General features: G+C 70.9%; 17 protein-coding genes and 1 pseudogene. 9 read left to right on the top strand and 9 right to left on the bottom strand.

Annotated features, from left to right (window positions below):
- Positions 1-117 precede the first annotated feature (117 nt).
- The 4 genes from ABD343_RS04490 (at position 118) to ABD343_RS04475 (ending at position 3,598) form a co-directional block, all read left to right on the top strand.
- Positions 118-1,734, top strand: a complete 1,617-nt coding sequence (locus tag ABD343_RS04490; RefSeq protein ID WP_344524139.1) for an asparagine synthase-related protein — start codon at positions 118-120, stop codon at positions 1,732-1,734.
- Between the two features lie 66 nt (positions 1,735-1,800).
- Complete coding sequence (locus ABD343_RS04485) at positions 1,801-2,028, top strand: PqqD family peptide modification chaperone (protein ID WP_344524137.1); 228 nt, start codon at positions 1,801-1,803, stop codon at positions 2,026-2,028.
- On the top strand, positions 2,025-2,462 hold the full coding sequence (locus ABD343_RS04480) for a lasso peptide biosynthesis B2 protein (RefSeq protein WP_344524135.1): 438 nt from the start codon (positions 2,025-2,027) through the stop codon (positions 2,460-2,462). Before ABD343_RS04485 ends, ABD343_RS04480 begins: the two co-directional genes overlap by 4 nt.
- Positions 2,459-3,598, top strand: a complete 1,140-nt coding sequence (locus tag ABD343_RS04475) for a protein-L-isoaspartate O-methyltransferase family protein (RefSeq protein ID WP_344524133.1) — start codon at positions 2,459-2,461, stop codon at positions 3,596-3,598. Before ABD343_RS04480 ends, ABD343_RS04475 begins: the two co-directional genes overlap by 4 nt.
- 81 nt (positions 3,599-3,679) lie before the next feature.
- Here ABD343_RS04475 and ABD343_RS04470 read toward each other — a convergent pair whose 3' ends face one another.
- The 6 genes from ABD343_RS04470 to ABD343_RS04445 all read right to left on the bottom strand — a co-directional run bounded on the left by ABD343_RS04470 (position 3,680) and on the right by ABD343_RS04445 (position 9,608).
- Positions 3,680-4,024 (bottom strand): hypothetical protein, encoded by a 345-nt coding sequence (locus ABD343_RS04470; RefSeq protein ID WP_344524131.1) that lies wholly within the window; start codon positions 4,022-4,024, stop codon positions 3,680-3,682.
- A gap of 27 nt (positions 4,025-4,051) precedes the next feature.
- Positions 4,052-5,788 (bottom strand): relaxase/mobilization nuclease domain-containing protein, encoded by a 1,737-nt coding sequence (locus tag ABD343_RS04465; RefSeq protein ID WP_344524129.1) that lies wholly within the window; start codon positions 5,786-5,788, stop codon positions 4,052-4,054.
- Complete coding sequence (mobC, locus tag ABD343_RS04460) at positions 5,785-6,276, bottom strand: plasmid mobilization relaxosome protein MobC (protein ID WP_344524127.1); 492 nt, start codon at positions 6,274-6,276, stop codon at positions 5,785-5,787. The genes ABD343_RS04465 and mobC overlap by 4 nt, the downstream gene beginning before the upstream one ends.
- A 363-nt stretch (positions 6,277-6,639) precedes the next feature.
- On the bottom strand, positions 6,640-7,578 hold the full coding sequence (locus tag ABD343_RS04455; protein ID WP_344524125.1) for a DUF2637 domain-containing protein: 939 nt from the start codon (positions 7,576-7,578) through the stop codon (positions 6,640-6,642).
- 138 nt (positions 7,579-7,716) lie between these two features.
- Positions 7,717-7,917: a hypothetical protein gene (locus ABD343_RS04450; protein WP_344524123.1), complete on the bottom strand. Its 201-nt coding sequence runs from the start codon at positions 7,915-7,917 to the stop codon at positions 7,717-7,719.
- 257 nt (positions 7,918-8,174) lie between these two features.
- Positions 8,175-9,608 carry a recombinase family protein gene (locus ABD343_RS04445; RefSeq protein ID WP_344524121.1) on the bottom strand — a complete coding sequence of 478 codons (1,434 nt, stop codon included), beginning with the start codon at positions 9,606-9,608 and terminating at the stop codon, positions 8,175-8,177.
- Positions 9,609-9,637: 29 nt separating this feature from the next.
- On the opposite strand from ABD343_RS04445, the pseudogene ABD343_RS04440 reads away from it, so the two are divergent.
- A pseudogene (locus ABD343_RS04440) lies at positions 9,638-10,327 on the top strand (LLM class flavin-dependent oxidoreductase); the annotation flags it as partial.
- A gap of 185 nt (positions 10,328-10,512) precedes the next feature.
- Here ABD343_RS04440 and ABD343_RS04435 read toward each other — a convergent pair.
- The 3 genes from ABD343_RS04435 to ABD343_RS04425 form a co-directional block, all read right to left on the bottom strand.
- Positions 10,513-11,433 (bottom strand): MerR family transcriptional regulator, encoded by a 921-nt coding sequence (locus tag ABD343_RS04435; RefSeq protein WP_344524119.1) that lies wholly within the window; start codon positions 11,431-11,433, stop codon positions 10,513-10,515.
- Between the two features lie 57 nt (positions 11,434-11,490).
- Positions 11,491-13,293 carry an SDR family oxidoreductase gene (locus ABD343_RS04430; protein ID WP_344524391.1) on the bottom strand — a complete coding sequence of 601 codons (1,803 nt, stop codon included), beginning with the start codon at positions 13,291-13,293 and terminating at the stop codon, positions 11,491-11,493.
- Between the two features lie 107 nt (positions 13,294-13,400).
- Complete coding sequence (locus tag ABD343_RS04425; protein ID WP_344524117.1) at positions 13,401-14,252, bottom strand: M24 family metallopeptidase; 852 nt, start codon at positions 14,250-14,252, stop codon at positions 13,401-13,403.
- 283 nt (positions 14,253-14,535) lie between these two features.
- Here ABD343_RS04425 and ABD343_RS04420 point away from each other — a divergent pair, with 283 nt between their 5' ends.
- The 4 genes from ABD343_RS04420 to ABD343_RS04405 are packed head-to-tail and all read left to right on the top strand — an operon-like array spanning position 14,536 to position 18,144.
- The gene (locus ABD343_RS04420) at positions 14,536-15,570 is read left to right on the top strand and encodes an ABC transporter ATP-binding protein (RefSeq protein ID WP_344524389.1); all 1,035 of its coding nucleotides are present in this window, start codon (positions 14,536-14,538) and stop codon (positions 15,568-15,570) included.
- On the top strand, positions 15,560-16,483 hold the full coding sequence (locus tag ABD343_RS04415; protein WP_344524115.1) for an ABC transporter permease: 924 nt from the start codon (positions 15,560-15,562) through the stop codon (positions 16,481-16,483). The genes ABD343_RS04420 and ABD343_RS04415 overlap by 11 nt, the downstream gene beginning before the upstream one ends.
- A complete protein-coding gene (locus tag ABD343_RS04410) occupies positions 16,480-17,397 on the top strand; it encodes an ABC transporter ATP-binding protein (protein WP_344524113.1) in 918 nt (305 codons plus the stop codon). The genes ABD343_RS04415 and ABD343_RS04410 overlap by 4 nt, the downstream gene beginning before the upstream one ends.
- Positions 17,398-17,421: 24 nt before the next feature.
- Entirely contained in the window at positions 17,422-18,144 is a 723-nt protein-coding gene (locus ABD343_RS04405) for an ABC transporter permease subunit (RefSeq protein WP_344524111.1), read from the top strand.
- Positions 18,145-18,208: the final 64 nt, after the last annotated feature.

Genomic DNA, 18,208 nt, shown 5'->3' with positions numbered 1-18,208 from the left:
CTCGCCGCCGAACCCGGTGGACGTGTGCTCCCGCACGCTTCCGGCCGCCCTTGGCTCATCGGGGGCGGATGGGGGCAGCGTCTGCGCACGGTGACGGCCGGACCGCTCACGGCTGCCGTGGTTGGAGATTGCCTCGTCGGCACGGCCCGGCTGCGGCAGGTCGCCCACCGGGCCGCCGAGACCGGCGATCAGGAGCCGCTGATGCGGCTGCCGGGCAGCTACGCGCTGCTCGTCTCCTGCCCTCGCACCACCACGGCCGCCGGGGACGTGGCGGGGCTGCACCGGCTGTTCACCACCCGCGTCGGCACCGTGCCGGTGGTCTCCAACCGCCCCCGCCTGCTGGCCCACCTGCTGGGCGCCGGGACAGACGAGCGGTGGCTCCTGCTGCATCTACTGGCTCCGCAGCCACCTGCCCCACTGCTGTGGCAGCACGGCCTCTACGAGCGCGTATGTCCCCTACCCCCTGGCCACCAGGCTCACTTTGGGGTGACAGGGCTCACCGTGCGGCGGTATTGGACGCCTCCTACGGCTGAACTCTCGCTGGAACAGGGGGCCGCCAGGCTGCGCGAGGCCCTGGCGGAGGCCGTGGACGCACGGGTCGCCGTACCGCCGCACGCCAGCGTCCAGCTCTCCGGCGGCCTGGACTCCCAGGCCCTGGCCGCCCTCGCCGCCCGCTCCCGCCCCGCGTCGACCACACTGCTGATCACCGTCGGTTCGTCCACCTCTGACAACCCCGACGCGCGCTGGGCCGCCCGCGCAGCAGACATGCTGCCCGGCGCGGACCATCATGTTCTCGGCCCCGAGCGGTACCCGCGCATCTTCCAGGACCTGACGACCTCGCAGTTCGACCTAGACGAGCCCGCTCCGTTCGCCGCCTCGGCCGCTCGTCTGCGGCACACCCTGCGCGTCCTTGCCGAACACGACAGCGGCGCCCATCTCAACGGACAGGGTGGCGACGAGTCCCTCACCGCTCCGCTCTCGTACCTGGCCGCCGCAGCCCGCCGCCGTCCTCACCTCGCCTGGCGCCACCTGCGCGGCCACGCCGCCTTGCACCACACCAGTCCTCTCGCTCTCGCTCGGGCCGCCGCTGCGGGCCCCTACGACGCTTGGCTGCGGCGGGCAGCGAGCCGGCTGACCCGGCCTGCAGGTCCGGCCGAGGAACTGGCCGGATGGCAGGCCCCACCCCGGCTCGCACCCTGGATCAGCGACGAGGCCGCCCACCACCTGCAAGCGCTGCTGTACCAGACCGCCGACCAGGCCCAGCCCCTGGACGACGACATCACCACGCACGGTGCCCTGATGCGCATCCGCTCGGTCGCCCGCCGCGCCGGCCTCTACCGGGACGCGATGGAAGCGGCCGGTGTTCCCGGCCACTTCCCCTACCTGGACCGCACCGTGATCGAGGCGGCCTTGGCCACCCGGCCCGACCAGCGCACCGACCCCTGGGCACCCAAGCCGCTGTTGACCGCGGCCCTCGCTCCGCTCACTCCGCCCGGCCTGCTGATACGCCGGGACAAGGGCCACTACAACGCCGAGATCCACACCGGCCTGGCCGCCCACGGCCCCGAACTGGCCGACCTGTTCACTGACTCCGCCCTCGCCCAGGCCGGACTGATCGACGAGACGGCCCTGCGTTCGGCTCTGGCCCAAGCGGCCACGGCTCGCATTCCGCTGGGCTTCTTCACCGAAACCCTCGCCCTGGAGCTCTACTTACGCAGCACCGGACCGCCCTGAACACCCACCCTTCCGCAGAAGGAGAGGAAGACCATGCCACTGCGGCTCCATCCCGACGTGCAACGCGTGAACGCCAGCGGATCGCTCCTGCTGTTCGACACCCGCAGCGGCAGCTACTACGCCCTCAACACCTCCGCCGACACAGTGCTGGACGCGCTGGCTGACGATGGCGGCGCCCAGGCAGCCACCTCCGCCCTGGTCAAGGCGTACGGCATCACCCCGGACCGGGCCGCGGCGGACGTCGCCGCGCTCACCGCCGCCCTGGCCCGATACCACTTGCTGGAGGGCCGGTGAGCACCCTCGTCGCGCTGCCCGAGCCCGTCCCCCTGACCATCACCGACCGCCTCACAGGCCACCTCGCGGTCACCGCCGCCCACCTGATCGCCACCGCACTCGGCCCCCGCCCCCGCCGCCTTGACGCCGCCCTGAGACTGCTCGCCCGCCGGGCCGTCCCCGCCACCGCAGCCCAAACCGCCCACGCGAGAGATGTCGTATGCACCCTCAGCCCCCGCTGCGGCAGCGGCTACGGGTGCCTGCCCCGCTCGCTCGCCACCGCCCTGTTGTGCCGCCTGCACGGAAGATGGCCGACCTGGAAGACCGGCGTGCGCTTCCCGCCCCTGGCCTCCCACGCCTGGAACGAAGCTGACGGCATCCCGATCGGCGAAGACACCGCCCACATCCGCACCTTCACCGCCACCATCACCATCCCCGCCGGAGGAAGCCGATGACCACCGACCCGTCCCTCACCCAGCGCATGACCGCCTACGCGGCAGCCCTCAACGAGCGCGGCGCGATCCGCACCCCCGCTGTCCAACGGGCCTTCGCCACCGTGCCCCGCCACCTGTTCCTGCCCGGCGGCTACTACACCGGCGGCACCTTCACTCCTGTCTCCCAAGACCCCGGCGAGGACCTGCTGGAGCGGATCTACGCCGACACCGCGCTGATGACCCACGTCCCCAAGGACGAGGACGCCGCCGGACGTTACAGCTCCACGTCACAGCCCCGCGTCATCGCGGCCATGCTCGAAGCCCTTCACCTCTCACCCGGCACGAAGGTCCTAGAGATCGGCGCGGGCACCGGCTACAACGCTGCCCTCATCGCCGCCATCACCGGCACCGAGGTCGTCACACTGGACGTCTCCGAGATCATCGTCACCGAAGCCGCGCAGGCAGCCGAGCGGGCCGGGGAGAAGAACATCACCGCGGTGACCGGCGACGGCTACCTTGGCCACCCGCAGGGCGGCCCGTACGACCGCATCATCGTTACCTGCGGCGTCACCGGCATCTCCCCGCACTGGCTCGACCAGCTCACCGACGACGGCCTCATCCTCGCGCCCACCGCCCATGGTGGCTTCCACCCCACCGTCGCCGTGCGCCGCGACGGCCACCGCATCACCGGCCAGGGCGTCATGTCCAGCGACTTCATGCACGCCGCCGGGCCGCTGTACGCCTGGCCCGAAGGCCAGACCCCCGCGCTGACCGAACCCCTGCCCACCCAACCGCTCACGACCCGCAGCGACGTCGGCCCGGCCCTTCCCGGCGACGAGTACTTCGACCTGTGGTTCCACCTCGGCACCGAGACCGGCCGCACCACTCGCGCTTACGTCGAGGGCCTCGACCCCGCCCAAGGCATGGCTTGCCTCCACCAGCCTGGCCACGGCACGGCCTGGATCCAGCGCACCGGCCACCTTCACCATGTCGGCAACCCGAGTGTCGCCGACGACCTCGCTGCCAGCGTGCACAAATGGATCAACCTCGACCAACCCACCATCGCCGACTACCACACCGACTTCGAACGCACCGACACCGATGAATCCGTCTACCAGCCCGCCGGATGGCGACTGCGCGACATCCCGGAGCAGTAGCGATCCCCATGGTGGTGGGGCTACGGCCCGTCGATGCCCCACCACCAGTCGGGCAAAGGCCCACACCTCGCACAGGGGGGATCAGGCTGCGTTGACCACACGCATGAACTGGTCGAAGTCCATCTCCTGGCCGTATTTGAACGGCTTCTGGATGACGTCCCATTCCGCTCGCGTTACCCCGTCCCGACACACGCGCGCCGGAAGCGACCTGCTCGCCCCCACTACAACGATCCGTCCGACTTCGTCGCGTGGGCCGTCCTGACCTCCCGGCAGGAAGTAGACCCAGCCTTCCTGCCTCCACTCATCGACCACGATCGAGGGATAGGCCGCCGGGATGGCCTCCAGGCCATCCCGGCCCGGCCAGGGCTGCCCGTACGCAGCCGCGTAGTCATCCACGTGATTGATCTCTCTGCAGGGCTCGCTCATGTGAAAGAACGCTAAGGGGCCAGGCATCTATCGCGAACGGTGCGGTCGAGGCGCCTGCGGTGCGGGGGCGTGAGGAGGACCTGCAGCGGCCTGTGGGGTGGGCCGGGTGCGGGGGAGGCGGGTGCTGCTGGCTCGTGCGGCGCGGGCGCGCGCTTCGTTGCCGGGGGCGTGGCGTGCGCCGAGGCGTTGGATGCGCCAGACGAGGACTTCGGAGGCGGACTTCGCGTCGTTCAGGGGGCGTTTGTGGGCTGCATGGTGGAGGACAGCGGCGGGATCGTGGCCAGCGTGCTCGGCGGCGGCGAGGGCGGCGGTCAGTGCGGGCCAGGCGTCCTCGGCGAGGATCTGCTCGGCATATGTGGGCAGGACCTCGTGAATGTGGCGGGCGTATTTGTGGACGGCGGTGATGGGCGGGCGGTGCCGGGTCAGGGCGGCGAGGGTCGTGGGTGCGGTCTGGTCGTAGGCGGCCTGGAGGTGGATGAGGGTCTGGCGGGCTGCGGCGACCTGGTGGTTGTGGTGGCGCAGAGCGCTGCGCCGTTGGGCGGCGAGGACGACGAGGATGGCGGCGTCCAGGAGCATGGCCAGGCCGGTGCCGTCAGCGGGCTGGTAGCGCATGGCCTTCAGAGCGCCGCGCAGGGCGCGGGCGTGCTCGTACCCGGTGCGGGCACAGGTGTGGGCGGCGTGCTCGAAGGCAGCGGCAGCGCGGTGAAGCTCGGTGCGCAGGTGAGAAGTAGAGGCGTGGGCGGGCAGGGCGTAGAGGACTTCGCCGAAGACGGTCAGGTGGTCCTGGGCGAGGGTGTCGTCGGCGTGGTCGAGATGGTGCGGAATGTGTTCGGCGGCGGCGGTGGCCTGATGCCACGGGTTCTGCCGCCGTTGCCCGGTCGGTGATGGTTCAGGGGCGGCGGGGTCAGTGGCGGCCAGACGTTTGGTGATGCTGGGCAGGGACAGGTCGGTGGCGAGGCTGGAGCCGGAGTACCAGATCAGTTTTCCGCCCGTGGCGTCGTCGGGTAGGGCGACCTTGTAGCCGTTCAGGTCGCCGGAGGGCAGGGCGCGGGTTTCGACCTGGAGGCCGGTGTCGGCGAGCAGGTTGAAGAACTCGTCCAGGTTCTGGGCGTGGGAGAGCGCGGTGCGCACGGTGTGCCGCAGTCGTTCGCGTGCAGTCTTGTCGTGGCCGAGGCGCTTGGCCTTCTCCTGCTCGGCGCGGGTGGGGCGCTTCGCGGCCGGGGTGCCGACGGCGGCCTCGGGGCCGCGGGGAACTTGGGTGAGGCCGAAGTCCTCCTCGATCTGGGTGAGTTCGGTCATGGCGCGGTGGTAGTCGTTCCAGTTGCGTGGCGGGCGCAGATCGCCACGCATTTTGGTGGCGACGATGTGAATATGGTCATCCGCGTGGCGCACCGCGATCCAGCGGCAGCCATCCTGATCGCCCTCGGGCGCGATGCCGGTCGCGTGCACTATGCGATGGGCGATGGTGGCCCAGTCGGCGTCGGCGAGGGTGCGGTCCTCGGGTGCGGCGCGCACCGAGCAGTGCCACACGTGGCCCTCGGGGGCGCGGTCGCCTGCCTGCTTGACGCGCAGGTCGAGGGCCTGGGTGAGCTGGGCCATGCGCTGTTTGTGGCCAGGGCTGACTTCGGGGCCGGGGTCGGGGGCGAAACCGTCCCAGGAGGCCACGATGTGCGGGTTGGTGTGCACGGTCGCCCTGCCTGGCCCGAAGAGATACGCCAGGACACCTCGGGTCTTGCTCCCGGGTTTGACGATGTTCGCGATCACGCCCGGCCGGTCTTCTGCCCTGCGGCCCGGAATGCGGCCTCGTCCACTGCCTTGACCGTGTCCCGAGCGGTGGCCAGAAGGCGCTCTGTCCGGTCGAGTATCGCGGCGTCCACAGGGTGTGGGTCGCCGTCGCTGTTGAGGCGGCGGGCGATCTGGTTGACGTTGGTACCGAGCCGGGCGATCTGCGTGCGGAGAGCGGCGAACTCGTCGATCGCATCGTCGTAGACGGTGCGCTGGGCAGGCAGATGCTGGTCACCGTTGACGAAGGCCATGACGACCGCGCCGACCAGGTGCGCGCCGGCGAGGCCCAACTGCTTCGCCTTGGCCAGGATCCTGGACTTCTCGTCGAAGCTGTAGCGCACGTCGACACGAGCGGTGCGCTGCTCGTCGTCTCGCTCGCGGCGCTTGGCGACGCGATAGAGCGCGGCTTCGTCGGCAGCGCGTACAACGGCAGACGGCTGCCGCTCGGCGGCAACACCTTCGCCCACCCCCGGCTCCTGCTCTGGCACGCCCTCGTGCCAGAGCCGCTCCTCCGCCACCCCCGGGGCGGAGGAGTCCGCGTTGGACCGGCCCGTGGACGGTCCAACGCTATTGCTTGCTCCGCCTGGGGCAGAGGTGGTCGTCATCTGCTCCTGGAGCGAGGAGGGTTCAGGCTGCTGATCGTGCATGGAACGTGTCTCCGTGACGAATGGGGCGAAGGACTGCCACGTGTGTGGTGGGTGTGTCGTCCCAGGGCCCAGGACCTGCCGGACGCGGTCCGGTGAGGGCTTGCCGATCGGCCGTGGGGAGGAGCGGACGGTGGGGACCACCGGAAGTACCGGAAGTCGTTCCGGTACTTCCGGTGGTCCGGCTCATTCGCGGTTTGCGATGTCGTCGGCGGCGTCCCACAGACGTTCTTGGTCGTTCTCCAGAATCTCGACGATCTTCTTCAGCCGGTCATTGGATACCTTCCGGCTGTGGACGTCCCGGATCTCCTTCGCGATCTTCTCGCGGTCGACGTCTCCGCCCGTCCGCGCGACCACAGGGCGGGCGATGGCCAGAAGCTCGTCTAGCGAAGCGTTCGGTGGCCGTCCGGTGCGCTGAGGAGTCGACTCCTCCTTCGCAGCGGGCACTGACTCGGACGAGTCGCGGGGTTCCTCGGCTGTGGTGTGATCGTCTCCTTGTTCACGGGCGTCACGCGTCGGATGACCGCGGTCGTGAGAACGCGCAGCGGTATCGGGCGCCGGCTCGTGCGGTGTTCCGGATGCGGCCGAGGGCAGACCGCCGGGACCGGTGGACGCGGTCAGCGAGGATTCCGGCACTTGGCCAGGGGCGGGTTGCGGTCGGTCGGCGGTCCGGTCGACGAGCTGGTGGATCTGGCGCATCAGGGCAGCGAAGGCGAGCATCGCGGCAGTCGGGGGCACTGCGGCGACCACGTAGTCGAGCAGCGGTACGTCGGCGGCGTCACGGGTGCCGATGACCCCGGCGGCGTTCAGCGCGATGGAGCCGACCGAGCCAGTGGCGGTCAGACCGATGGCCCAGCCGTCGGTGACCTGGCGCAGGCCCGCGCGGAGCATGAGCAACTCGCCCGCGACGATGAATGCGTCCAGGGTCGCGGGCCAGGCCCACTGGCGGATTGGCGAGCCGCCGAGCCCGTGTGCTCCGGCGACCTCGGAGAGGTGCGCATACGAGAGCCAGAATCCACCGGCGGTGAGGGCGGCGATGACGAGGCCCGCCGCGACAAGCGTGTACCGCTCGGCGGCGGACTGCGGGGATGCGGCTTGGGGGCGGGTGACCGTACTCTGAAACACAGAACTTCCTCACTCGGTGCCGTAACGGGCTGGCAGGCCCTGGCGCCGGGAAAAGATCGTTTATGGGCGGTCGAATGGGAGTCGTGCGGCCCCTTGGTGCTCCAACACCGGGGGCCACTCCCATATCTGCGGTGGCGCCTACGCGGCCTTCGCGTACGTCGTGGCTGTCGTCATCAAGTCGGCCAGCCGCTCCGCACTGTGCGGGCTGATCGTCGTCCGGAAGCCCTCACAGACGCGGGCCAGGGCTTGCTCGCGGGCCGCCTCCTGGGCCTGGCGGCGGCTCTGGGCGGGGGCAGGGGCGGGGCGTGAAGAGGGAGGGCGGTCGGGCAGCGGTTGCATGCGCGGGTCCTTGCTGGTGGTGCCGAACTGGCAGGTTCGGCACCACCGGTGTCCATGGGCGGTCGGTCGGGCACACCGGCCCCTGGGCGCTCCAACGCCCAGGGCGGCGTCCACCGCACGCAGCGGACTGGCAGGTCAGCCCCGCGCGGCCCGACCCACTGTCCGGAGAATCGCCGGTTTGGGAAACCGGCGATCCACTGCTACATTCCGCCTTCCCCCACTCCAGCCACTGGGGTTCTGCAGTGGCGGGCAGCCGTCTACAGCGGGTTCTGCTCGATGGCGATCCGGTCCCAGTCGAAGACGCCGCTCGGCTTGCTGGACGCGTCGATGACCACGCCTGAGAAGAGGAACCGCAGCACCGCATTGCGTCGCTCGTCCGTCATGTCGTCGGCGTACCAGGCGGCCTTCGCGCCCTCGCCGGTCAGGCCGTCGAGCAGCTTCATCGGACGGACGACCAGGCGGCGCTGGGTCTTGGCGATGCGGTCGGTGATCTCCTTCCGCATCTTGCGGTATTCCGCTGTCGTGATCTCCTTCCCGGTCCACATCTCGTTCAGCTCGTCGAGCTGCCGCTGGTCGGCCTCGACGGACTCCGTAGCGGCGTCCGGCAGGTTCGTGGACGCGAGCTTCCCGGACACGGCGAGCTTGCCGAGCAGGTTGATCGCCGCCTCGGTGACGAACTCCTCCAGCTTTACGGCGGTGATGCGGCGGACGCACTTCTTCTCGTCGTTGCGGCTCTTGCGCGTGCACAGATACGAGGGAACGGCACCGACCTTGGTACCGGACATGAGGGTGCCGCAGCGCTTGCACATGACCAGGCCGCGCAGCAGGTAGAAGCGGCGCAGTTCCAGGTTGGTCTGGTGGACGGCGGAGCGGTACTCGCGCCGGGTGCGAGTCTCCTCCCAGATTCCGGGCTCGATGATCGCGGGCCACTTCCCCTGGCCGACCTCCTCGCCCTGGTGCATCCGGATGCCGGCGACGTGCCGCGAATCGAGGAGGGCCCGCACGGTCCCCTGCGTCCACTCCTTGCCGTACACGGTCTTGATGCCCCGCTTGTGCAGATTGAGCCCGATCGCGCTCGGGCTCTCCCCTTTGAGGTAGCGGTCGAAGATCTCCCGCACGATCTCCGCCTCGTCCTTCCTGATGGTCATGCCGTCCTTCTCGTACCCGAAGCGGCGCTTGCCCGAGTGCGGCAGACCGGTCTCGGCGCGCTCCTTCAAAGCGGATTTCAGCCGTCGCGAGGTGTCGTCCGACGACCGGCAGGCGTGCGCGACCTCGATCCGCAGGATGAAGCGGTCGTCGGGGTCCGACAGGTCCCGCCGGTTCGCCTCGCCGTGCAGGGTGATCGCATGCTCGTCGGAGACCTGAAGCAGCTCCTCAAGGTCCCTCGGCTGCCGCATCAGCCGGTCCGGGTGGTACGCGATGATGTGCCGGAATTCGCGGCGCTCGGCGCGTTCGAGGAGCTGGTCCCAGCCCGGCCGCTTGCGGCCCCGGCTCCAGGCGGAACGGCTGTTGTCGACGAAGACGTGGGCGGGGTCGATGACCAAGCCCCGGCGCTCGGCGATCTCCCGGCAGATGCGCTCCTGACGGTCGACGCCGGTCTGGTCGTCATCGTCTGCCTGCGATATTCGGCAGTACAGGGCCGCCGGTTCACCTGGGGCTATCGTCGGCTTGTGGGGCTTGGTGCGTTGCATGCGACCGATGGTACGAACAGGGATTCGGCTCCCCCAACTTCCGCCACCCCGTCACCCTCGCCAAGGAACTCGTCTCCCTCGACGACCTCAGCGGCGGCCGGATGACCCTCGGCATCGGCGCCGGAGGCTCCGGCTTCGACGCGACGACCCTCGGCCAGGAGGCGTGGACCGCGCGCGAACGCGCCGACCGCTTCGGCGAGTTCGTCCCCCTCCTCGACCGCCTCCTGACCGAGGACGAGGTCACCCACGAGGGCACCCACTACTCCGCCCACGAGGCGCGCAACCTCCCCGGCTGCGTCCAGCGCCCCCGCCTCCCGTTCGCCGTCGCCGCCACGGGGCCCCGGGGGCTGCGGCTCGCCGCCCGCCACGGCCAGGCCTGGCTGACGACGGGCGACCCCGCCGCCAACTCCTCCGGCTCCGCCACCGACTCCCACGCCGCCCTCGCCCGCCAGGCCACGCGCCTGGAGAAGGCCTGCGCGGAGGAGGGCCGCGACCCGGCCGAGCTGGACCGCATCCTGCTCACCGGCTTCACCCCGGACTCCTCGCTGGGCGCCCTGGACTCACTGGACGCCTTCGCCGACTTCGCGGCCCGCCACGCCGAACTCGGCTTCGACGAACTCGTCCTCCACTGGCCCCTCCCCGACACCCGCTTCGCCCTGCACACCCCCCTCTTCGAACGCATCGCCACAGAGGGCCTCTCCCGAGCAGGCCTGACCTGACCTGCCCAACCTGGGGCTGACCCCACCTGGGGCTGACCTGGTCTGGGCTGGCCAGGCCTGTGGGCTGACCAGGTCTGACCTGACCCACAACTGCCCCGGGGCCCGAATGCCCTGAGACCCCGCACCGGCCCGGGGCCCGCGCGGCCCGGGGCCCCAGAGGAGCACGGGCTCGGCTCCTTCAGCCCTTACCCCCCCTCCGTCGCGAGGCGGTCCATCGTGCGGGCCTGGACCTCTCGTTCCGTGGCGGCCGTGATGAACGCGGGGGTGCGCTCCTCGCCGACCAGGGTTCGTACCGACTCCACCGTGGCGGACGGCAGCGGCACCGCCTCGGCGCGGGGGCCCGAGGGGGGCGGCGGGGGCGCGGCGGCGGCCGAGCGCAGGTGGTCCCGCAGATTGCGCGACGCCAGCTTTCCCATGGCCCGTGCCAGCTCCGCCTCCACGGTCTGCTGGGCGAGCGGGCGCAGTCTGCGGACCAGGTCGGCCGCCTCGGACGCGTCGCTGTCCGAGGGGCGCATGCCGAGATAGCGGATGAACACGTGCTCGTTCGTGAAGTCCAGGAAACGGGCCGCGATGTGCTCCATCTGCCCCCGCAGCTCCCGCAGATGGCCGGTGATCGCGAGCAGCGGGACGCCCGCCTTGTGCAGCTCCGCTGCCACGGCCAGCTCCTGCGGGCTCGGGACCAGGAACTCGTCCGGCCTGTCGGGCAGCGGCACCAGCACACCCAGGGAGACGGCCTCGGCGACCGCCGTGTCGTTGTGCTCGCCGGCGAACAGCTCGTCCAGCTCCGCACGGGTCACGCGCCCCGACTCCTCGTCGGTCCACGGCCCCTCGACCTCCGCGACCAGCCCCAGCACCCCGCCCAGACCCCGGCCTTCGTCCCATGCCTGGAGCAGCTCCTTGATGGACGCCAGGGTGTAACCCCGCTCCAGGAGGTCCGCGATCTGACGCAGCCGGGCCAGGTGCGAGTCGTCGTACACATTGGCCCTGCCGCGGCGCTCGGGCTTGGGCAGCAGGCCCCTGTCCTGGTACGCGCGGATCGTGCGCACCGTGGCGCCGCTGTGGTGGGCGAGATCCTCGATCCGGTACTCGGCGTCGGACAGGGACATGGTCGGTCTCCTCGCTCGCCGCGCCGCCCGCGGGCGGGGGCGGGGCGCATGGGGCTGCTACATCGGGGGCTTCAGGCGGGCTATCGCGCGGAGCGTACGCGGGGCGAGGCGGGAGAGCACATGGGCGCCGCGTGCCTCCGGGGTCACCGGCACCACCGCCTGGTTGCGCACGACCGCGCGGAGCACGGCGTCGGCGACCTTCTCCGGGGGATAGTTCCGCATCCCGTAGAGCCGGGAGGTGCGTCGGCGGCGGCGCTGCTGCTCCTCCTCGTCGACCCCGGTGAAGCGGGTGGTCGCGGTGATGTTGGTGTTCACCACGCCGGGGCAGACCGCGGTGACGCCGATGCCCTGACCCGCCAGCTCGGCCCGCAGGCACTCGCTGAGCATCAGCACGGCGGCCTTCGAGGTGCTGTAGGCCGGGAGGGCGCGGGAGGGCTGATAGGCGGCGGCCGAGGCCGTGTTGACGATATGGCCGCCCTGGCCGCGCTCGGCCATCTGACGGCCGAAGAGACGGCAGCCGTGGATGACCCCCCACAGATTGATGTCCAGAACGCGCTTCCAGTCCTCGGAGGAGGTCTCCAGGAAGGAGCCGGAGACGCCCACCCCGGCGTTGTTCACCAGGACGTCCACCACCCCGTACTCCTCGGCGACCTTCTGGGCGAGCTTCTCCATCTGCTGCTCGTCGGCCACGTCCACCGTCTCGTCCCAGGCTTCCGGGGCACCGACGAGCCGCGCCATGTCGGCCGTGCGGGCCGCGCTCTCCGCGTCCCGGTCGACGGCGACGATCCGCGCGCCCGCCTCGGCGAACGAGAACGCCGTCGCCCTCCCGATCCCGCTGCCCGCGCCCGTGACCAGCACGAGCTGGCCCGCGAACCGGTCCACGTACGGCCCGGTGGCGGCCGGCTCGCGCGGGGTCTCGGACTCGGCGGCGGAGACGAACTCGCCGATCCAGGCGGCGAGCTGGTCGGGCCGGGTGCGGGGCACCCAGTGCTTGGCGGGCAGCGTGCGCCGCGTCAGCTTCGGGGCCCACAGCTCCAGGTCGTCGTAGAGCCGCTGGCTGAGGAAGGCGTCGCCGGTGGGGGTGATGAGCTGGACCGGTACATGGGCGTAGCAGTCGGGGCGGGGGCGGCGGAGCCTCGCGCGGACATTGTCCCGGTAGAGCCAGGCGCCGTGTGCGGCGTCCGTGGGCAGGGAGGGAGTCGGATACGCCGGGCGGTCGTCCCCGGGGGAGGCGGGGACCTTCTCCATCATCTCCAGGATCTTCGGCCACTTCTTGCCGAGGGGGCCCTTCCAGGTCAGCTCGGGGAGGACCGGCGTATGCAGCATGTACACATACCAGGACTTGGCGCCCTGGCCGAGGAGTTGTGCCGCGCGGCGCGGGGTTGGGCGGGTCATCCGCTTCTTGATCCAGTGCCCGAAGTGGTCGAGCGAGGGGCCCGACATCGTCGTGAACGACGCGATGCGACCCTCGGTCCTCCTGACCGTCGCGAACTCCCAGCCCTGCACCGAACCCCAGTCGTGTCCGACGAGGTGCACGGGGCTGCCGGGGCTGACCGCGTCGGCCACGGCCAGGAAGTCGTCGGTCAGCTTCTCCAGGGTGAAGCCGCCGCGCAGGGGCTTGGGGGCGGAGGAACGGCCGCAGCCCCGCACGTCGTACATCACCACGTGGAAGCTGGCCTCCAGGCGGTCGGCGACGTCGGACCAGACCTCCTTACTGTCCGGATAGCCGTGCACCAGCACCACCGTGGGCCTCTCGGGGTCGCCCCGCTCCACGACGCACAGCTCGACCCCGCCGGTGCGGACCCGGCGCTCGCGCTCTCCGCGCGGCACGCCCTCCCCGCCCTTTTCCACGTCGGCCATCTCCCGCGTCCTCCCGGTCCTCCGCGCCGTCTCCGTCTTCCGCGCCATCTCGCGGGCTGTCTCCGTCCCGCGCGCCGTCTCCGGCTTCCGTGCGCCGTCCTCCGCCGTCATCGCGCGACCGCCTCCTCCTGCCAGCGGCGCACATGCGGCAGGTCGTCGTCGAGCCAGAAGGCGCTCTCCTCCGGGTCCCTGGAGTCGGTGACGACGAGGATCTCCTCGAACTTCGCGCCCGTGCCCCGGAATCCGAGGTGCGGCTCGACCGCCCACAGGCCGGGCTCGGGCGGGTGGTCCGAGAAGCGGTACGGACTCCACAGCGGGGACCAGCCGTCCCGATGGCCGTGCAGGGCGTCGCTCGCCAGGCCCCGCAGGGCGTTGGTGCCGAAGCCGAAGACGGTGGGGGACCAGCGGCGGTCCTTGACCCGGCCGACCTTGTGCGCGATCACGCCGAACGGATAGACCCGGTGCCGGTTCGCGTGGCCCTGGCGGATCATGAGCCGCTCCACGTCCTCATAGATCTCCCGGAGCGGGCGGCGCTCGCGGACCTCGCGGAGCAGCAGCTCTCGGTGCTCCCGCAGGTCGGACATCAGCCGCTCGTGCAGCGGATTGAGCCCGAGGCAGCCGGAATAGCCGATGTCCGCGGTGAAGCCGCGGTGGATCGGAGCCATGTCGAGGATGAAGGGCATCCCGGGCTCCAGCTTCCGGTTCGTCGGGAAGAACTGCAGCGGGACCTTGAACCCGGCGAACGCCGTGCGGTCACCGAACCACGCGAAGGGGAGATGGAACCAGTCCCGCACCCCTCTCTCCCGCAGCCACTCGCGCTGCATGCGCGCCGCCTCGCGCTCGGTCACCCCCGGCCGGAGCCGGGCGGCGACCGACTCGGCGCACTCATAGCTGAGCTGCTGCACTTCTCTGAAGCCCCGCAGATCAGCGGGGGAACAGCCGTGACCCCTCGCAGGCATCGCCCACCGCCCCTCTCCCGAACACGACGCGCGGATCCGCCGGGCCGCACCCCGCCCGGCGCCGCTCCGCAACTTGACATCAACGAATGTGACATCGATCCATGGCGCGGGCAAGAGCCCCTCCCCGGCCTGTGGATAACTTTCGTCAGCTCCCCTCGGCGACTTTCGTCAGCCCCCTCAGGACCGAGCCCTTACGGGTTTCTCCGACCTGAGAGGTAGGGAGAAACCGACGCCCCGACGGACGCGGAGCGTGAGCTGCGCCACTAGCGTCGAGGACGTGACTGTGATCGCGACCGAAAGCCTCAGCAAGCGGTTCCCGCGGGTGACCGCGCTCGACCGGCTGACCGTCGGCATCACACCGGGCGTCACTGGCCTGGTGGGTGCCAACGGCGCCGGCAAATCGACCCTGATCAAGATCCTGCTCGGGCTCGAACCCGCCACCGAGGGCAACGCCACCGTCCTCGGCATGGACGTACGGACCCACGGCGGGGCCATCAGGGAGCGCGTCGGCTACATGCCGGAGCACGACTGCCTGCCGCCCGACGTCTCGGCGACCGAGTTCGTGGTGCACATGGCCCGGATGTCGGGGCTGCCCCCGACGGCGGCCCGCGAGCGCACCGCCGACACGCTGCGCCACGTCGGCCTCTACGAGGAGCGGTACCGCCCGATGGGCGGCTACTCGACGGGCATGAAGCAGCGCGTCAAGCTCGCCCAGGCGCTGGTGCACGACCCCCGGCTGGTCCTCCTCGACGAGCCCACCAACGGCCTCGACCCCGTCGGCCGTGACGACATGCTCGCGCTGATCCGGCGCGTCCACACGGACTTCGGCATCTCGGTCCTCGTCACCTCGCACCTGCTCGGCGAGCTGGAGCGCACCTGTGACCACGTCGTCGTCATCGACGGCGGCAAGCTGCTGCGGGCCTCCTCCACCGCCGACTTCACGCAGACCACGGCGGTCCTCGCCGTCGAGGTCACCGACACCGACCTGCACCCCGACGGCACCGCCGCGCTGCGCACCGCGCTCGACCGCGCCGGGCTCGCCGTCCACACCCCCGAGGCCGGGCACGCGGCCCCGGGGACGGGCCACCTGCTGTACGTGGACGCCGACGACGAGTCCGTGTACGACGCGGTCCGCGACGCCGCGGCCGAACTCGGCGTGGGCCTCGTGCGGATGGAGCAGCGCAGGCACCAGATCTCCGAGGTCTTCACCTCGGACGACGAGGGCGCCCGCGCCGCGCGACCGCACCAGGACCACCAACAAGGTCAGCAGGGCCAGCAGCAGGGACAGCAGGAGAGGAGCGGCGCCGATGTCGCCTGACCCCACGCCCACCCCCACGGCGCCCGCCCCGCCCCAGCGCGGCCAGGACGTCATCCACAACATCGGCTACCGCGAGTACGAGGGCGCCCGGCTCGGCCGCGCGTACGCCCGACGCTCGCTCTTCTCGCAGTCCCTGCGCGGCGCGTACGGTCTCGGGCGCTCGGCCAAGTCCAAGGTCCTGCCGATGATCCTCTTCGCGGTGATCTGCCTGCCCGCCGCGATCATCGTGGCCGTGGCCGTCGCGACCAAGGCCGACGAACTGCCCGTCGGGTACTCCGAGTACATCCTGATGCTCCAGCCCGTCATCGGGATCTTCATCGCCGCCGTCGCGCCCCAACTGGTCTCGCTCGACCTGCGGTTCAAGATCACGCCGCTCTATTTCTCGCGCCCCATCGAGCGCGGCGACTACGTCGCGGCGAAGTACGCGGCGCTCTCCGCGGCCCTCTTCGTCTTCACCGCCTTCCCCGTCGTGATCATGTACGTGGGGGCGCTGCTGGCCAAGCTCGACTTCGGCGAGTCCACCAAGGGCTTCCTCCAGGGCCTGGTGTTCTGCGCGGTGTTCGCCCTGCTGCACGCGGCCCTCGGCGCGTGCATGGCGGCGCTCACCCCGCGCCGCGGCTTCGGCATCGCCGCGATCATCGTGGTGCTGACCATCCCGTTCTTCCTCATCAGCGCGCTGCAGGGCATCGCCATGGAGCAGGACGCCGACTCGTCCATCGGCTGGCTCGGTCTCGGCTCGCCCGGCTCGCTCATGGACGGCCTCCAGAGCAAGTTCCTGGGCGGCACCTCCCAGTTCCCGGGCGGTGAGGCCCTCACCAACGCGCAGGGACCGCTCTACCTCGTCGTCATCGCGGCGCTCACCGCCGGCGCGTACGCGCTCCTGCTCCGCCGCTACCGAAAGGCCGGACTGTGACAACGATCCACATCGACCGCACCTCCCGCTGGTTCGGGAACGTCGTCGCCGTCAACGACATCACCATGGAGATCGGCCCCGGAGTCACGGGCCTGTTGGGCCCCAACGGCGCGGGCAAGTCCACCCTCATCCACATGATGGGCGGCTTCCTCGCCCCCTCCAATGGCAGCGTGACCCTGGACGGCGCGCCGATCTGGCGCAACGAGCAGGCCTACCGGGAGATCGGGCTCGTCCCCGAGCGCGAGGGGATGTACGACTTCCTCACGGGCTCCGAGTTCGTGCTGGCCAACGCCGAGCTGCACCAGCTCCCCGACCCGAAGGCGGCGGCCCAGAAGGCGCTCGCCACGGTCGAGATGGAGTACGCCCAGGACCGCAAGATCTCGACGTACAGCAAGGGCATGCGGCAGCGCGTGAAGATGGCCTCCGCGCTGGTGCACGAGCCGTCCGTGCTGCTTCTGGACGAACCGTTCAACGGGATGGACCCACGGCAGCGCATGCAGCTCATGGACCTGCTGCGCAGGATGGGCGAAGAGGGCCGCACCGTGCTGTTCTCCTCGCACATCCTGGAGGAGGTCGAGCAACTGGCCTCGCACATCGAGGTGATCGTCGCCGGGCGGCACGCGGCCAGCGGCGACTTCCGCAAGATCCGCCGCCTGATGACGGACAGGCCGCACCGCTACCTGGTCCGCTCCAGCGACGACCGCCGGCTCGCGGCCGCGCTCATCGCGGACGCCTCCACGGCCGGTATCGAGCTGGACTGGACCGAGAAGGCCCTGCGCATCCAGGCCATCGATTTCGCCCGCTTCACCGAGCTGCTCCCGCGCGTCGCCCGCGAGCACGGCATCAGGCTCTACACGGTCTCGCCCTCCGACGAGTCCCTGGAGAGCGTCTTCTCGTACCTCGTCGCTGCCTAGCGGCCCGAAGGGAGCCTCTTTCCGATGTTCAATCCCACAGTCGCCCGGCTCACCTACCGGGCCCTCCTGGGCCGCCGCCGCGCGCTCATCCTGTGCGCGCTGCCCGCCCTGCTGCTGGTCGTGGCGGCCGCCGTACGGGCCATGGTCGGCGCCGACGACGAGGTCACCACGCAGCTCCTGGGCGGCTTCGCCCTGGCGACGATGGTCCCCCTGGTCGGCGTCATCGCCGGTACGGGCGCGATCGGGCCCGAGATCGACGACGGCTCGGTGGTCTATCTGCTGTCCAAGCCGGTCAAGCGGCCCAGCATCATCGTCACCAAGCTCATCGTGGCCACCGGTGTGACCGCCGTCTTCACGGCCGTACCGGTCCTCGTCGCGGGCATCATCCTGAACGGCAACAGCCAGCAGATCGCGGTGGCCTACGCACTCGCCGCCGCCGTCGCCTCCGTCGCGTACAGCGCGCTGTTCCTGCTGCTCGGCACGGTCAGCAGGCACGCGGTCGTCATCGGCCTCATCTACTCGCTCATCTGGGAGGCCCTCTTCGGCAGCCTGGTGGAGGGCGCGAAGACGCTCAGCGTGCAGCAGTGGGCGCTCGCCCTGGGCGAGAAGGTCGCGGGCAACGGCGCCGACGTCACCTCGTCGGTGGGACTGCCCGTCGCCCTGGTGCTGCTGGTCGTCGTCACCGTGGGCGGCACATGGCTGGCGGGCCAGAAGCTGCGCACCCTCACGCTGGCGGGGGACGAGTAGCCCCTGCCCTCCTGACGACGGCGTCCTACGTGTCCTACGGCGTCCTACGTGTCCTACGGCGTCC

The sequence above is a fragment of the Streptomyces albiaxialis genome, from assembly GCF_039530985.1.
In the GTDB taxonomy this organism is placed as follows: Bacteria; Actinomycetota; Actinomycetes; order Streptomycetales; family Streptomycetaceae; genus Streptomyces; species Streptomyces albiaxialis.
The sequence above is the reverse complement of the archived record's forward strand: the minus strand, read 5'-3'. Positions and strand labels throughout refer to the sequence as shown.

Coding starts and splice junctions, on each gene's coding strand:
- ABD343_RS04475 (WP_344524133.1), top strand. CDS start 2,459: ATGACCACCGACCCGTCCCTCACCCAGCGCATGACCGCCTACGCGGCA.
- ABD343_RS04470 (WP_344524131.1), bottom strand. CDS start 4,024: ATGAGCGAGCCCTGCAGAGAGATCAATCACGTGGATGACTACGCGGCT.
- ABD343_RS04450 (WP_344524123.1), bottom strand. CDS start 7,917: ATGCAACCGCTGCCCGACCGCCCTCCCTCTTCACGCCCCGCCCCTGCC.
- ABD343_RS04445 (WP_344524121.1), bottom strand. CDS start 9,608: ATGCAACGCACCAAGCCCCACAAGCCGACGATAGCCCCAGGTGAACCG.
- ABD343_RS04435 (WP_344524119.1), bottom strand. CDS start 11,433: ATGTCCCTGTCCGACGCCGAGTACCGGATCGAGGATCTCGCCCACCAC.
- ABD343_RS04430 (WP_344524391.1), bottom strand. CDS start 13,293: ATGGCCGACGTGGAAAAGGGCGGGGAGGGCGTGCCGCGCGGAGAGCGC.
- ABD343_RS04425 (WP_344524117.1), bottom strand. CDS start 14,252: ATGCCTGCGAGGGGTCACGGCTGTTCCCCCGCTGATCTGCGGGGCTTC.
- ABD343_RS04415 (WP_344524115.1), top strand. CDS start 15,560: ATGTCGCCTGACCCCACGCCCACCCCCACGGCGCCCGCCCCGCCCCAG.
- ABD343_RS04405 (WP_344524111.1), top strand. CDS start 17,422: ATGTTCAATCCCACAGTCGCCCGGCTCACCTACCGGGCCCTCCTGGGC.